Source organism: Shewanella scandinavica, from assembly GCF_031932065.1.
GTDB lineage: Bacteria > Pseudomonadota > Gammaproteobacteria > Enterobacterales > Shewanellaceae > Shewanella > Shewanella baltica.
In genome coordinates this window covers 13,629-28,325 of sequence record NZ_JAUOES010000032.1, presented here as the reverse complement: position 1 = coordinate 28,325, position 14,697 = coordinate 13,629, and the positions used below count along the sequence as shown (strand labels likewise).

Below are 14,697 nucleotides of genomic sequence, written 5' to 3'. Positions count from 1 at the left end.
AAACACCGGAGAGGCTCCGGTGTTTTAAGTGGGGATTACCGCTGAGTGTTATACCAAAGCTTGAGCGCTCGCTTGGTTGATCAGGTAACCCATATAGCCTAAATAGCTCAGTAGTAGTACAGAGCCTTCGCGGCGGCCGATGCGCAATCCCGTCCATGCAAAAGGCAGAATCACAACGGCTAAGGCTAGCATCACCATAAAGTCGAAGGGTTGGAAGCCGAGTGATGACACTGGATGCACTATGGCAGTAACGCCTAAAATGCCCAAAATATTGAACAGGTTAGAACCAACAACGTTGCCGATAGCGATATCGCTTTGGCCTTTTAATGCCGCAATCACTGAGGTCACTAACTCTGGCATACTGGTACCAATCGCCACGATCGTTAAGCCGATAATGACTTCGCTCACGCCGAAGGTTTTTGCTAAATCTACTGCGCCGTTTACAAACAGAATACCGCCGCCAACTAGCATGCTGATGCCGACTAGGATGAACAAGCCAGAAAGTAGTGGGTTATTCGGCCCCGCTTCAATTTCTTCCTCATCATTGCTGTTTTTCGAGCTGATGTAGCTAAAGGTTAAATAACCAAACAGCAGTGAAAGCAGTATTACACCGTCAATTAGGCTGAGTTCACCGTCTAATAAGAGCCCCCAGAACAGCATAGAAGCCAATATCATCAAAGGGATATCGCGCTTCACCACTTGGGATTGCACTTGGATAGGGCGGATTAGTGCCGTGATCGCTAGGATTAAACCTATGTTGGCAATGTTAGAGCCGATAACGTTACCTAAGGCGATACCACTGTTTCCGGCGAGGGCAGATTTGACACTCACAGCCAGTTCTGGTGCGCTAGTACCAAAGGCAACAATAGTTAAGCCTATGATAAGTGGCGTAATACCTAAGCGTAGGGCGATAGAACTCGCGCCACGGACTAGGGCTTCGGCGCCTAAGGTTAAAATAATAAAACCGCCAATAATCGAGAGTGTAATTAGCATCACGGGACTTTGTTAAACCTATATTGAATGGGAAAGTACAAGGGAATCATCCCTTAGCCGACAGACGCACATGATACGTGGTTTTATCGAAATTTGACAGAATATGTCATAAAAAAGCACGCCGAGGCGTGCTAGATTTGAGCCGATAACTACATTGGCTATCTCTATGTTTTGCTGAGTTATTTCTGTGTTAACTCATCTTCCCAGCGAACTTGAGCGCCACGAATACCATCAACGCGTTCGCTAAACGCTTTTTCAAGCACATGGCGTTTGATCTTCAGCGTCGGCGTTAGTACATCGTTTTCAATCGTCCAAGGATCGCTAACCACGACAATCGCATCCACATGTTCGTGTGACTCTAAGTGCGGATTCACGCTATCGAGTGTCGCCTTGAGTGAAGCGCGGACTTCTTCACGGGCCTGCAAACTAGCGCCTTCGGATAATTGCACTAATGCGATCGGATGCGGCAGGCCAGAGCCAATCACGCAGATCAGTTCAACATGCGGGTCCTGCGCCAATTTACGTTCAATCGGCACGGGCGCGACATATTTACCTTTGGCGGTTTTGAAGTTGTCCTTCACTCGGCCGGTAATCGTCACGCAACCATCGGCATCGATGGAGCACAAATCGCCAGTGTGGAAGAAACCATCGGCGTCGAAGGCCGCAGCAGTGGCTTCGGGCTGCAGATAATAAGCCGTCATCAACCCTGGACTCTTAAGCAGTAGCTCACCATCTTCCCCTTGGCGGATCTGACAATCCTCAACCGGGCGACCTACTGTGCCAATTTTACGGGCATCGAAGGGGTAGTTGATAATCGAGTAGGCGCAGTTTTCTGTCATACCCCAAGCTTCACAAATGTTCAGACCAATGCTGTGATACCAGTGGATCAGCGACGGCGGAATGGGCGCAGAGCCAGAGCCGAGTAAACGACAATGGTTTAAACCTAGGCCTTTATGGATTTTGTGCTTCACTAAGCTGCTGATTAACGGGATCTTCAGCAATAGATTCAGTTTACTAACACCAATTTTGTCTATGATGTTTTTCTGGAACAGGCTCCACAAACGCGGCACTGAGAAGAATACCGTCGGTTTTGCCCTTTGCACGTCGGCGACGAAGGAGTCGAGACTCTCGACGAAGGCGACCACGCTGCCGGAATAGAAGGATGAACCTTCAATCGCGACGCGCTCTGTGATGTGCGCTAAAGGCAAATAGGATAACAATCTGTCATTGCCGTCGGTGCGTAAATCACGCACTACCGCTTGGCAGGTCCAGCCATAGCTGGCGAAGGTTTGAATCGCGCCCTTAGGTTGGCCCGTCGAGCCAGAGGTATAGATAAGTGTCATCACTTGATCTGGCAGCGGCAGCGGCGCATCAACTAGGGGATAACCTAGTTTAAGTAATTGTTCCCATTGATATTGGGCTGGCATTGTATCGTAGGGCATAGCAAGGCGTAGCAGCTCGCCGCCGACACCGGCTTCTTGGTCGGCCCAATGGTCGAGCTTGCCGAGGAAAATGGCTTTTGCACCGCTGTGTTGCAGCACATAGCGAATAGTATCTGTGTTGGCCGTTGGGTAAATCGGCACGCTGACATAGCCGCCGTGCATTAACGCGAGGTCGGTGATAAACCATTCGGCGCAGTTTTTAGAGAGCACGGCAATTTTATCACCGCGCTCTAGGCCTAGATGCTGTAAGGCACCGGCCAGTTGTTGTACTTTTTCTTGAACTTCGGCCCAAGTAAAATCAAGGAATTGACCCTTGATAGGTTGGCGTAAATAGACTTGATCCCCCTGAGTCTTAGCCCAGTGCGCCAGCATTTCAATTGGCGTCTTAATCGCTGTATCCATTGGCAATTCCCTGTTCTTTATTGTTATTTTGGCTGCACCCAGTATGGCGAGTTTTGTGAGCCCGCGCAAATAGTTTACAGGATTGTAAAATATGAGAATGGAGCCCAAAGCCTACAAGCTGAGTATGAAAATAAGATGAAGAGAATGGCAAGCGGGAAAGAGGAGGGTGGCGGCAACAAAAAAGGCGCCGCAGCGCCTTTTCGTTGGTTGAAGGGGAATGCTTGAGCTTACAGCTCCATCACGCCATCCATTTCAACTTGAGAATCCTTCGGCAATTGCTTCACGCCGATAGCTGCACGGGCAGGGTATGGCTGGCTGAAGTAGCGGCTCATGATTTCATTCACTTTTGCAAAGTGGCTTAAATCAACCAGGAAGATGTTGAGCTTAACGATATCGTTGATTGAACCACCCGCAGCAGTACAAACTGCCGTTAGGTTTTCAAATACTTGCACCACTTGCGCTTCAAAATCATCGCTGACAATTTGCATTGTGCTTGGCACAAGCGGAATTTGGCCGGATAAATACACTGTGCTGCCGACTTTGACGGCCTGTGAATAAGTGCCGATGGCCGCAGGGGCGTTTTCGGTCGCTATAATGATTTTTTCTGCCATGACGCTCTCTCTAATGTTGAGTTAATTAACGATTACGGGACGTACGCAGCACTTCGGGCAGTACCCTAATTCGGCGCATCACGTTGGCTAAATGGATCCTGTCTTTCACCGAAATCCGCAGATTAATCAAATACACGCGGCCATCACGTTCTTCAGTGCTGAGGTTGTGAATGTTCGAACCTTCGGCGGCAATGATCGAAGTGATCTTCGCCAGTGCGCCTTGGTGGTTAACGATTTCGACCCGCAGGTTGGCTTGGTAATCAACGCCTTCGACATTATCCCATTGCACAGGAATATACTTGTCAGGCTCGCCTTGATAACCACGAATGTTAGCGCAGTTTTCCATGTGCACCACTAAGCCCTTACCTTGGCTCACGTGGGCAATTACAGCATCGCCAGGGATTGGGCGGCAACAGTTCGCGAAGGTAACGAGCATGCCTTCAGCGCCACGAATTGGCATCATGTGGCCGTCGCGGCTTTCTTGATTCTCAAGATTATCGCCAATCAAACGCTGGGCGATAACTATGCTCATGGCATTGCCAAGGCCGATGTCGGCGAGCAGTGAATCGAGCGTGGTATGTTTAGTATCGCGAATGACTTTTTCAATTTGCTCAGGCGGAATGCTGTCGAGCTTAGTCTTGCCGAGCGCATGGTTGAGCAAGCGGCGACCGAGCGCAATCGCGTCATCACCCTTAAGGCTTTTCAGCACTTGGCGGATTTTGGCGCGGGCCTTACCTGTTACCACAAAGTTCAGCCAAGCGGCATTCGGACGGGCGCCTTTGGCGGTAATGATTTCAACAGTTTGGCCTGAAATTAACGGCTGGCTGAGCGGATACGCTTGGCGGTTAACGCGGGCACCGACGCAGGTATTACCCACATCTGTATGCACTTCGTAGGCAAAGTCTACCGCGGTGGCATTCACGGGTAATTCCAGAATGCGACCTTCAGGGGTGAACACATAAATCTCTTCTGGGAAGAGTTCCGTCTTCACGTTTTCAACGAATTCGAATGAGGTGCTGGCGCTTTGTTGTAATTCCAACAAGCTTTGCATCCACTTACGGGCACGCACTTGAGTCGTCGTGCCTTGGCCTGTTTGCGCACCGCCTTTGTAGGCCCAGTGTGCAGCAACCCCTTTGTCGGCCATCTGGTCCATATCTTCGGTACGAATTTGGATCTCAACGGGCACGCCGTGTGGACCAAATAAAGAGGTATGAAGTGACTGATAGCCGTTGGCTTTAGGGATAGCGATATAATCTTTGAAACGACCGGGGCGAGGTTTATACAGTCCGTGCATGGCGCCGAGTACGCGATAACAAGTGTCGATGGAATCGACTATCACCCTAAAGGCGTAGATATCCATCACTTCTTGGAATTGCAGCTCTTTACTCTGCATCTTGTTATAGATGGAGTAGAGATTTTTCTCGCGGCCTTTAACTTTTCCTGGAATACCCGCATCGTTTAAGCGCGTATAAACAGCGGCTTCAATGCCTTGGATCAATTCTTTGCGATTGCCCCGGGCGGCTTTAACGACTTCTTTAAGCACCCGATATCGCATGGGGTAATATGCTTGGAAACCTAAGTCTTCTAACTCTGTCTTGATGTTATGGATACCGAGACGGTTAGCGATGGGCGCGTAGATTTCTAAGGTTTCACGGGCGATACGGCGACGTTTGTCGGGACGCAGGGCACCTAAGGTACGCATATTGTGGGTTCTATCGGCAAGCTTGATGAGGATAACGCGGATATCCTGCGTCATCGCCATCATCATTTTACGGAAGTTTTCAGCCTGAGCTTCTTTCTTGTCGCGAAATTTTAGCTTATCGAGTTTTGACACGCCTTCGACGAGCTCGGCCACCGCGACACCGAATAGTTCGGCTAAATCGTCTTTGGTGACATGAGTATCTTCGATAGTGTCATGGAGCAGTGCTGCCATCAGCGTCTCATGATCAAGACGCATGTCAGCAAGGATGCGGGCAACCGCAACCGGATGAGTAATATAAGGTTCGCCACTCGTGCGCATTTGCCCTTCGTGGGCATCGCGCGCAATCTGGTACGCCTGCTTGAGCAATTCTACCTGTTCGGGTTCTAAGTAACCGGAAGCAGACTCCTTTAGACCTTCAAACAGATACAAGTGGCAGCTCTCCTTTTACCTAAACAGGTGTTTACTCAACAACTCTTATAATGAACGGCCTTCAGCAATGGCTGAAACTGCTGCAATTTCAGCTGCTTCACGTTCACGTACCGTTTGACGCTCATCGGCATCTAAGGTGTGAGCGTTAACTAAACCTAGTTCGATTTCACGCAGGGCGATAACCGTTGGTTTGTCGTTCATCTCTTCAACCATAGGGTCTTTACCCTGCACGGCGATTTGGCGAGCACGACGCGCCGCAACCAAGATCATATCAAAACGGTTGCCGATTTGTTCTACGGCGTCTTCTACAGTTACGCGAGCCATGTGTTGAAACTCCAGTTTATCTAGGGAAAAAATGACGCAAAATTGTACACTATGACAGTTGGCCTGCCAACAGATCGTTAAGCATATCATTTTGCGCGTGGATCTGACTAGCACAGGTTAAGCGCTGACTGCGAATGATGGCACGCAAATCAGCTAACGCAGTGTCAAAATCGTCGTTGACGATAATAAAATCATATTCTTTATAGTGGGACATTTCCGATACGGCTTGTGCCATACGGCTGGCGATCACATCGCTACTGTCTTGTCCACGGCCAGTGAGGCGGTGTTCTAGCTCGGCTTTCGAGGGTGGCAGAATAAACACACCAACGGCATCGGGCATCACAGCTTTAACTTGCTCGGCACCTTGCCAGTCGATATCGAGGAAAACATCGATACCTTGGGTGAGCGTATGCTCAATCACATGGCGCGAGGTACCATAGTAATTGCCGAACACTTCTGCCCATTCAAAAAAGGCATTTTCAGCAATTAACGCTTTGAATTGTTCAACATTAACGAAGTGATAGTGTTGACCATCGACTTCACCTGGGCGTGGCGCGCGGGTGGTATGTGATACCGAAACTTGCATGTCAGCGGGCTTGTCTTTAAGCAAGGCCGAGATCAGCGAGGATTTACCTGCGCCACTTGGCGCCGACACAATAAATAAATTTCCGCGTGCGGTCATGAGCTAAATATCCAATTGGTTAACGCAAGAAGGGCCCAGAAAGCCGAGCATTATACCGATTTTGACCATAGAAATACTAGGGCTTGTAGGCCAGCAATTTAAGCCTATTTTAGATTTACTTCGATATTATGCGCATTTTTATCCGACTAGGGTCGTAGGCACTGACAATTGCGGGTAAATTGGTTACGCTCGTGCGAATAAGGCAATGAGTGTCTTTTTGTATCTCGTTTTTACAACAATAAAGGAAGGGTCGTGCTGTTAAAATCTCTTTTCTGCCTTCACGGGCGTGATTCTCGTCCCCGCTTTGTCGCAATCAGTGTTGGCGTTTACGTCTGTATTGCACTTGCCGCCGCTGCTTTTGGGGCTAATTTCTTGATGTATTTACTGGCATTGTTGGGCTTACCTTTATTAGGGCTCGCCAGTTTGCGTCGTTTGGCCGATGCCGATAAGTCAAAAGGCTTGATTGGCGTATTCCTATTACCCTTATTTATTTTCATCGGGCTGTTAACGGCCGATGTGCATATTGCCTTAATCGGCTTGAGTTTAGTGTTAGCCGCGGGGCTGACATTTTGGGGTTGGCGTTTAACGGCACCAACGATAGTGGATTATCGCTACGGTTATTTCGGCCCTGAGCTGGATGCGCCAACATCGCAGGCTATGCCTAGGCGCCGTGTGGAGCCGACTATCGTTCCAAAGGCGGCTAAAGAAATAGAAACTCCAGACGTTGCCGCAAGACAGGCAGCTAAATCGACCACCCATATTCAAGCGCAGCCTCAAGTTGAGCGACATGAACCGCATGTTGAGCTGTCGCATGCGCAGGCCATTAGCGCCGCAACGGCCTCTGAGCCAGTGGTGGATTTATCTGCCCATGTTGAACCCATTGCCGCTAAACCAATAGTCGCTGAATCAACGGTCGTAGAATCTACAGTCGCTGAACCTATAGTCGCCTCGACGATAAGCGCAGCGGATGCCGAACTTGAAGCCCAGCGCCAAGATGAACTGCGCTTCGATGCCCTTACTCGGATGACGCAGAATCCTGCCGATTTTGTGGTGCCCGACAGTCATGCGGATTTTCGCCCAGCGAATGCTAGCCGTATTGAGCAGACCAATATTGATTTAGTCGACGTTGATGTCGCCAATGTTGATTTAAAACATGTCGACTTTAACGCCGCCCAATTAGATCCTGCCGAACGCAGTACAGAACCCGGTTGGCGTTTTGCCGCCGAAGAAGATGACGAGCCGGGCAGCTTTAACGATCGAGATCATGCCGAAGAAGTGCGTCAGCGCCGCGCCGAAGCAAAAGATTCTGGTTCGATGACTGAGCTATTTCGCGGTTTATTTGAGTTTCTAGCGCCGCTGAAACGTTTCTTTGTATTGCCTAAGATTAAGTTACCTAAACTGGAACGCCGTTATTGGCGTCCTGCGGGGATTGGTTGTGGTGTTGTAGTCTTGTTCGCCTTGGTTTGGGGTCTTTGGCCAAATGGTGATGCTGAGACGGGTGATGGCGCTGAAGTGGTCACGGTTAACGCGATTGCGCCCTATGCAGGTGAGCGGGTGACGCTCGCGCTACCGGACGGCTTTTCTGTGGCGCTGGAGGATGACATTTTGATCATGCGTTGGCTCGGTGAGAAAGGTAAAGCGCAAAACCTGTGGTCCTTAGCGACGGCAAAAGGCGATAAAACCTGTAGCTTGTTGTCCTTTAACAATGGCACTGACTATCGCCCTGTGACTGTGGACTTGAAAGCCGACTCAGCAACCGAGGCGCGATTCACGCCACTCGACACCCAAGCCATCATAGTGGACCTTGCGCGCCGTGGCAGTATCAGCTTGTGTGGTTATAAGTTCAGTCTTAAGGGCAGCCAAGCGATATTGGAACAGAATCGCACTTTTGGTGATTACATAGCGCGTTGATTTAGACTGCAAGTTAGGTCGCAGCTTAGGTCAGCAACATAAGTCGATAAAATTTCTGCTTAAATGCTAGTCACAATTAGAGGGGTAGATTACACTTTTGCTCCTCTTTTTCTCAAACCGCGTTTTAAATGCGTTATGCCTTGGTATTAGGCGCGGTGGTTTGGGGGAAACATCTTTAAATTTGAACTGAATATATCAATCCAGCATGAATACAGAATTGACCTTAGTCATTATGGCTGCAGGGCTAGGTAGTCGTTTCGGCGGCGATAAGCAATTGGCAGCGCTCGGTCCCGCTGGCGAACCCATGTTGGTGTTATCGATCATGTCGGCCATTCGCAGTGGCTTTCAGCGCGCTGTGCTGGTGATCCGCCCAGAGTTAGAAACTGAGTTAACTGAGATACTGACACGGTTTTTACCCGCCGATTTCGCCTATCATTTTTGCTATCAAGCCTTAACGGATTTACCCGAAGCGGCGCAACTGGCGGATCTCAGTCACAGGCTAAAACCTTGGGGCACGGCCCATGCTCTTTGGAGTGCGCGCCATCTTGTTAAAGGACCAATGGCCGTTATCAATGCCGATGATTTTTATGGTGATAGCGCTTTTGCATCGTTAGCCAAAGGCTTAAGCAGGAGACCGACAGAGTGGATGATGGTGGCTTATCCCATAGAACTCACATTGTCGGAGCACGGCGGTGTTAACCGGGGTCTGTGTCTGGTGGAAAATGGTCAGCTTAAATCGGTTGCCGAATGGCTCAATATCGCCGATCAAGCTGGTCAATTGGTGGGTGATGGCCCACAGGGGCATGCGAGTTTGCCGCCAGCGTCCTTGGTATCTATGACATGCTGGGGCTTCTCCCCAAGCATATTTGATGTTATTAAACGTGAATTAACCGAATTTATCGGGCAACAGGGTCAACAACCTAAGTCTGAATGTTACTTGCCCGCCATAGTACAAGCGGGCATTGAGCAAGGTTTACCTGTCTATGTCGATGTTGCCTGTGAGCCTTGGCTCGGCGTGACTTATCCGCAGGACACTGTCTGGGTAAAACAAAAATTAACGGAGTTATTGAGTGATTGAACTCATCAGGCAGTCAGTGTTGCCTCATTTTGGTATTGAAGCCGCCGAGGCAAAAATTTCTGCCCTCGGTAATGGCCACATCAATGACACCCTTTTGGTGCGCTGGCCTGCGGGCGAATTAGTATTGCAGCGAATTAATACTGAGGTATTTAAAACGCCCAACGCTTTGGTCAGCAATGCCGATAAAATTAGCCATCATTTATGCGCTAAGTCGTTGCAGCAACAATACGGCCTGAAAGTCGTTAGCCCTTGTTTAACCCAAGAGGGCGAGTTGGCTATTGATTTAGGCGAACAAGGATTTTGGCGCGCGATCAGTTACTTGCCCCACAGTCTCAGCATCGAAGTGGTTAAGTCAGAGCAAGAAGCAGAAATGGCGGCCAAGGCCTTTGGTCATTTTGCCTCAGCCTTGAGTGACTTTGATGCGACTCAGCTCGAAGATGTGATCCCCCAGTTTCACCACTTACCGGGACGCATGGTCTTGCTAAAGCAGGCCGCAGAGCTTGATAGCCAACACCGTTTAGATCTTTGCCGTAATTGGGTCGATTACGCGTTATCTCAACAGGCTTTGCTGGATGAACTTGCGGAAATATCGCCAAAGCTGCCGCTGCGAATTTGCCATAACGACACCAAAATCAATAACATGCTTTTCGATAAACGCGATATGTCCAGCATGGCGATTATCGATTTAGATACCTGTATGAAAGGTCATCTGATGTATGACTTTGGTGATATGGTCCGCACTTTCTGCTCGCCAGAGGAAGAAGACTCAACGGCTTTGGATAAAGTCCAAGTGCGCCAAGATATCTTCGCCGCAATTTGCCGTGGCTACTTGAGCGAGTTGGGTGATGTCTTAACCGAAGACGAAAAACGCAGTCTATGGCTTGGCGCGCGAGTTATTTGTTTGATGATAGGCGTGCGTTTTTTAACGGATTATCTTAACGGTGATGTGTATTTCCATATTCACCGCGAAGGCCATAATCTGGACCGCGCCGCCAACCAGTTTACCTTGTACCAAAGCTTGCTCGACCAAGAAACGGTACTTAAAGCCCATTTCTAAGTCAGGATATGGATCTTGGTGATTGCGCCAGTTTTTCGATCCAATGCACTGATAAACAAAACGCCCAAGGCTTTGCTTTGGGCGTTTTGCTTTAATACGATTGCTTTAATACGATTGTTATAAGTTCTAGGCAGATGGCATTTCATCCGACATAATCGAGCAATATCCCTTAATATTATATGGATTTCTGCTTGGTATGGATTCACCTGTGGCGCAGCCGTTAGTCACTTGTTCACGGCGCAGCGAACGTAACTCTTGGTTAAGATGTACCCTGCGTCGCTCGCAGCAGGAGGCGGTTGCCTCGTCTATGATGACGGCGACCAGTGATAACTTCTTCAACGCCTACGCTATTTTTCTCGGTGCCAGCCTAGCGCAGATGGGCTTTGTCACGGGGTTACCTCAGCTTTTTGGCGCTATCTCCCAGCTTTTATCTGTCTGGCTCGCCAGCCATTTCTCCCGCCGAACTTTTATCGTATTTTGTGCCGCCTTTCAGGCCTGTGTTGTGCTGGCGATGGGCGCGTTAGCCGCTTTTGGCCCTGAACATGCGGTGTGGATCTTTATCGCTTTAGCTGTTGGTTACCATGGCTTTATTAATCTAATTCAACCCCATTGGCGGGCGTGGATGGGCTCTATTGTTCCCGAACGGCGCCGAGGCACTTTCTTCGCCGCGCGCACTCGGCTCACTATGGGCGCATCTTTGAGTGTGTTCTTTATTGGCGGCGGCATACTCACCTTAACCGATTCGATGCAGATGGCGTGGCTGGGCTTTAGTCTGCTGTTTTCTATCGCGGCGATGGGGCGGTTTGTCTCGGCTTGGCTACTGCTGCAGATGCACGATCCCGATCCGCGTGAGCCCAAACAGCGCGGCGTATTTTTGCAGACGATTGGTCATTTTCGTGAGGCGTGGAAGGATAAAACTTTTCGTCAGTACAGTTTGTTTGTCGCCAGTATGCAGGGCATGGTGGCGATCTCGGCACCATTTTTTGCCGTTTATATGTTGGAAGGCTTGAAGTTTACTTATCTCGAATTTGTATTCGCCAGTGTGGCTTCGATAGCGACTCAATTTGTCACCCTGCGATTTTGGGGTCGCTTTAGCGATCAATTCGGCAATCGTTTAGTGATGATCATCACCAGTTGTATGATCCCAAGCTTGCCGCTGATGTGGCTATTCTCGGATAACTATCTGTATATCTTAGCTATCCAAGCTTTCTCTGGCTTGGCGTGGAGCGGCTTTACCTTAAGCACGGCAAATTACCTTTATGATATCCGCCCCTTTCGCAGTGACTTTGCGACCTACGCCGCTTTGCAAGCAGCCTTGAGTGCGGCCTGTGTATTTGTTGGCGCGATATTGGGCGGCACTATTGCCTCCCATGCGGCGGACTTTTTAGTCTGGTCGGGTTGGGATAGCGTGTTATCGAGCGCTATCTTCGTGGTGTTCTTAGTCTCGACTGTGCTGCGAGCCTTAGTGACACTCTGGTTTATTCCGCGCTCGGTCGAACCTAAAGTGCGTCCAAGGCCGCAGTTACTGCAACTTATTTTCCGTATCCGCGGCTTTAATGCGATTTCGGGCGTGAGTCTTGATTGGCTCACTGTGGTGAAACGCCGCAAGCAATAGGGCGTACAGCTAAAGCGTGTAGTCGAAAAACTTACGGCTTTGCGGGCCAGCGCTATTACTGTTCACCTTATTGGGATGTTTATATTCATGCCAAGCCGCAACGTGTGTGCCAGCGTTTAATTTAGGGAAATCCAGTCCATGCTCGCTGGTGTTGACAGGCGGTGGTTGAACGGCCGCTTTTACCTGACTAGTTCCTTCCTGTGATATCTGAGTTGGTGCACTTTTTATTTGAGGATCCGAGAATGCCCTATCTGTCACTTGGCCTAAGGTTGGGCAATCCGTGGTTAACCCTAAAAATTGCAACAAGCGACTCAAACTTCCCGCATGGCTTATGTCGAGTGAGATAAAATCTTCTCGGCCATGAAAGTAAGCGAGCACTTCGTTTTGATGCCTTTGATAACAAGCAATAAGATGTGCCTCGTCTACGGGATCCGCCACTTTATCGATAGCAAACGTGTGCCGAAAACTGCGTTTCATAATCGGGTGGAATCGCCCCGATTTTGCTTCTAAATGCGGCAGCATTTTACCCAGCAGCATTTGCATTGAAGGCACCCACTTCGCAATATCACGCTCGAGGTAGACAAATTTGGCCTGCGGGAATAGACCATCAAGCTGCCGATAATCACTAAAACAGGGCACATCAGAAATCGCATCGGCCAGCATAAACGCCTGTTTAGTAAAGGCCATGTGCGCCACTTTTAGCCCTTGCTCCAACAACGCCACACTCACACTCGTAGTGCCAGTACGCGGCAAACCTATGATAAACACCTTCTGCTTGCCCACTCTTGCCTGTTCGTCACTGAGCGCACTCGACTGGGCTGGATGTGCCACATCTGGCGTGGCAACCTGTGAATGACCAGTGTGCTTTGCATTGCCAGTAGGTTGAACATGAGTAGTGATAGGTGAATTGTTGGCATTATCAGGCATAGATTGGGCTCAGAATGTGTGTGCAAGCGGTGCAGTGTAAGCAATGAGTTTTCACATCGGCGTTTCGCATTGGCGTGTCAAATCAGCGGCGGCAGTATATCTCAGCGCGAAGGCTTTGTCGGTGGCTATACATAAAAGTCACGAACAACAGTAAAGGCACCACAGTAAAGGCACCACCGTATTGTATGACAGCTGTACGATAAAATGGATGACCACAAGGCTTAGAAACGAGATCCCAGATTACTAACAAGGCTCATTTCCCTGCATTGGATAGCCATGTTGGTATTAATGAGGCGATTATTAGCGCTATTCGACTCATAATGTGAGGCGAATATATTTGTTAATCGCCTCATTATGTGAGTAGAATAGACTTGTTATTTGACTCGTGGGGTAAGATATGTGGATTTGGCAGCAAGCTGATTGGCCTAAGTTTCATTGGAATACCAGCAGCATTGATGCCTTGCTGCGTCAGGTCTATTTCAATCAGGGCCAGCTGCTTGGCAAGCAAATGCTAAGTCACGACGACAGTCTGTTAACGTCAGACGCTGTACTCGACACCTTACTCGCTAACATTATCCATTCCAGTGCCATCGAAGGTGAAAAGCTTAATGCTGCTTCAGTGCGCTCATCCTTAGCTAAAAAACTCGGCGTGACTGAGGAAAAACCGTATCCGACCACAACGCAAACCGATGGTTTAGCTGACATTATGCTCGATGCTTTAAAAAATTTAGAGACTGAATTAACCCTCGAACGGATATTGGGCTGGCATCAGCAGTTATTTCCGCAGGGTTATACATTGTTTAACCCCGTTATTGGTGGAACGCTACGTGGCGATACGCCTATGCAAGTTGTCTCAGGCCGCATTGATAAACCAAGGGTGCATTTTGAGGCCCCCTCTCGAGCGACTTTGGACGCTGAACTCTCGCAGTTTATTGAATGGTTTAATGCTTCACGGCAAGCGCAGGTTTTAGATCCGCTTATCCGTGCGGCGATAACACATCTTTGGTTTGTTACTCTGCATCCACTTGATGATGGTAATGGGCGCATCACGCGTTTATTGACTGATTTAGCTTTGGCGCAAGCGGAGAAACGCTCGATTCGTTTTTACGCTATGTCGGTCAGTATTCTTGCCCGTCGCCAAGCCTACTATGACATTTTAGAGTCCACTCAAAGGGGCGATGTAGATATTACTCCTTGGTTAGTCTGGTTTTTTGAAATCCTCAATGATTGCTTACTCAATGCGATGGCTGATGTGAACAAGACTCTGCGGAAAACGCAGTATTGGCAAAATGTTGATCAATCCTTATTGAGTCAAGAGCAAGCCAAAGTGCTCAATCGGATGTTAGATGGCGATTTTGAGTTAGGGATTAATAGTAGCCAGTACCAAAAAGTCGCGAAGGTGAGCCGCGCCACCGCCACCCGTCATCTTACGCAAATGGTCGATCAAGGCTTTTTAGTGAAAGCCGACGCCGGCGGCCGAAGTACGAGGTACTTATTGCCGAGTGGGAAGTAGGTTGTTTCAAT

Annotated in this window: 12 protein-coding genes; 5 read left to right on the top strand and 7 right to left on the bottom strand. The window is 49.1% G+C overall.

Features of this window, described 5'->3' with window-relative positions; all coding sequences use genetic code 11:
- Window positions 1-48: 48 nt before the first annotated feature.
- The 6 genes from Q4Q50_RS19925 to gmk form a co-directional block, all read right to left on the bottom strand.
- The gene (locus tag Q4Q50_RS19925; RefSeq protein WP_106648355.1) at window positions 49-993 is read right to left on the bottom strand and encodes a calcium/sodium antiporter; all 945 of its coding nucleotides are present in this window, start codon (window positions 991-993) and stop codon (window positions 49-51) included.
- Window positions 994-1,172: 179 nt separating this feature from the next.
- Complete coding sequence (locus Q4Q50_RS19920; RefSeq protein WP_311900805.1) at window positions 1,173-2,837, bottom strand: AMP-binding protein; 1,665 nt, start codon at window positions 2,835-2,837, stop codon at window positions 1,173-1,175.
- Window positions 2,838-3,064: 227 nt separating this feature from the next.
- Entirely contained in the window at window positions 3,065-3,448 is a 384-nt protein-coding gene (ridA, locus tag Q4Q50_RS19915; protein WP_311900803.1) for a deaminase RidA, read from the bottom strand.
- Between the two features lie 25 nt (window positions 3,449-3,473).
- Entirely contained in the window at window positions 3,474-5,579 is a 2,106-nt protein-coding gene (gene spoT / locus Q4Q50_RS19910; protein WP_006079840.1) for a bifunctional GTP diphosphokinase/guanosine-3',5'-bis pyrophosphate 3'-pyrophosphohydrolase, read from the bottom strand.
- Between the two features lie 45 nt (window positions 5,580-5,624).
- On the bottom strand, window positions 5,625-5,903 hold the full coding sequence (gene rpoZ, locus Q4Q50_RS19905) for a DNA-directed RNA polymerase subunit omega (RefSeq protein ID WP_006079841.1): 279 nt from the start codon (window positions 5,901-5,903) through the stop codon (window positions 5,625-5,627).
- Between the two features lie 49 nt (window positions 5,904-5,952).
- Window positions 5,953-6,585, bottom strand: coding sequence for a guanylate kinase (gmk, locus tag Q4Q50_RS19900; RefSeq protein WP_311900801.1), 633 nt, complete (start codon window positions 6,583-6,585; stop codon window positions 5,953-5,955).
- A gap of 252 nt (window positions 6,586-6,837) precedes the next feature.
- On the opposite strand from gmk, the gene Q4Q50_RS19895 reads away from it, so the two are divergent.
- The 4 genes from Q4Q50_RS19895 (at window position 6,838) to Q4Q50_RS19880 (ending at window position 12,246) form a co-directional block, all read left to right on the top strand.
- Entirely contained in the window at window positions 6,838-8,496 is a 1,659-nt protein-coding gene (locus Q4Q50_RS19895) for a hypothetical protein (RefSeq protein ID WP_311900799.1), read from the top strand.
- A 205-nt stretch (window positions 8,497-8,701) separates the two neighbouring features.
- Window positions 8,702-9,574: an NTP transferase domain-containing protein gene (locus Q4Q50_RS19890; RefSeq protein ID WP_012586567.1), complete on the top strand. Its 873-nt coding sequence runs from the start codon at window positions 8,702-8,704 to the stop codon at window positions 9,572-9,574.
- On the top strand, window positions 9,567-10,631 hold the full coding sequence (locus Q4Q50_RS19885) for a phosphotransferase enzyme family protein (protein WP_311900798.1): 1,065 nt from the start codon (window positions 9,567-9,569) through the stop codon (window positions 10,629-10,631). Before Q4Q50_RS19890 ends, Q4Q50_RS19885 begins: the two co-directional genes overlap by 8 nt.
- 196 nt (window positions 10,632-10,827) lie before the next feature.
- Window positions 10,828-12,246: an MFS transporter gene (locus Q4Q50_RS19880; RefSeq protein ID WP_311900797.1), complete on the top strand. Its 1,419-nt coding sequence runs from the start codon at window positions 10,828-10,830 to the stop codon at window positions 12,244-12,246.
- A 9-nt stretch (window positions 12,247-12,255) separates the two neighbouring features.
- On the opposite strand, the gene Q4Q50_RS19875 is transcribed toward Q4Q50_RS19880, so the two are convergent.
- Entirely contained in the window at window positions 12,256-13,173 is a 918-nt protein-coding gene (locus tag Q4Q50_RS19875) for a sulfotransferase family protein (RefSeq protein WP_311900796.1), read from the bottom strand.
- Window positions 13,174-13,570: 397 nt separating this feature from the next.
- On the opposite strand from Q4Q50_RS19875, the gene Q4Q50_RS19870 reads away from it, so the two are divergent.
- Entirely contained in the window at window positions 13,571-14,686 is a 1,116-nt protein-coding gene (locus tag Q4Q50_RS19870; protein ID WP_311900795.1) for a Fic family protein, read from the top strand.
- Window positions 14,687-14,697: the final 11 nt, after the last annotated feature.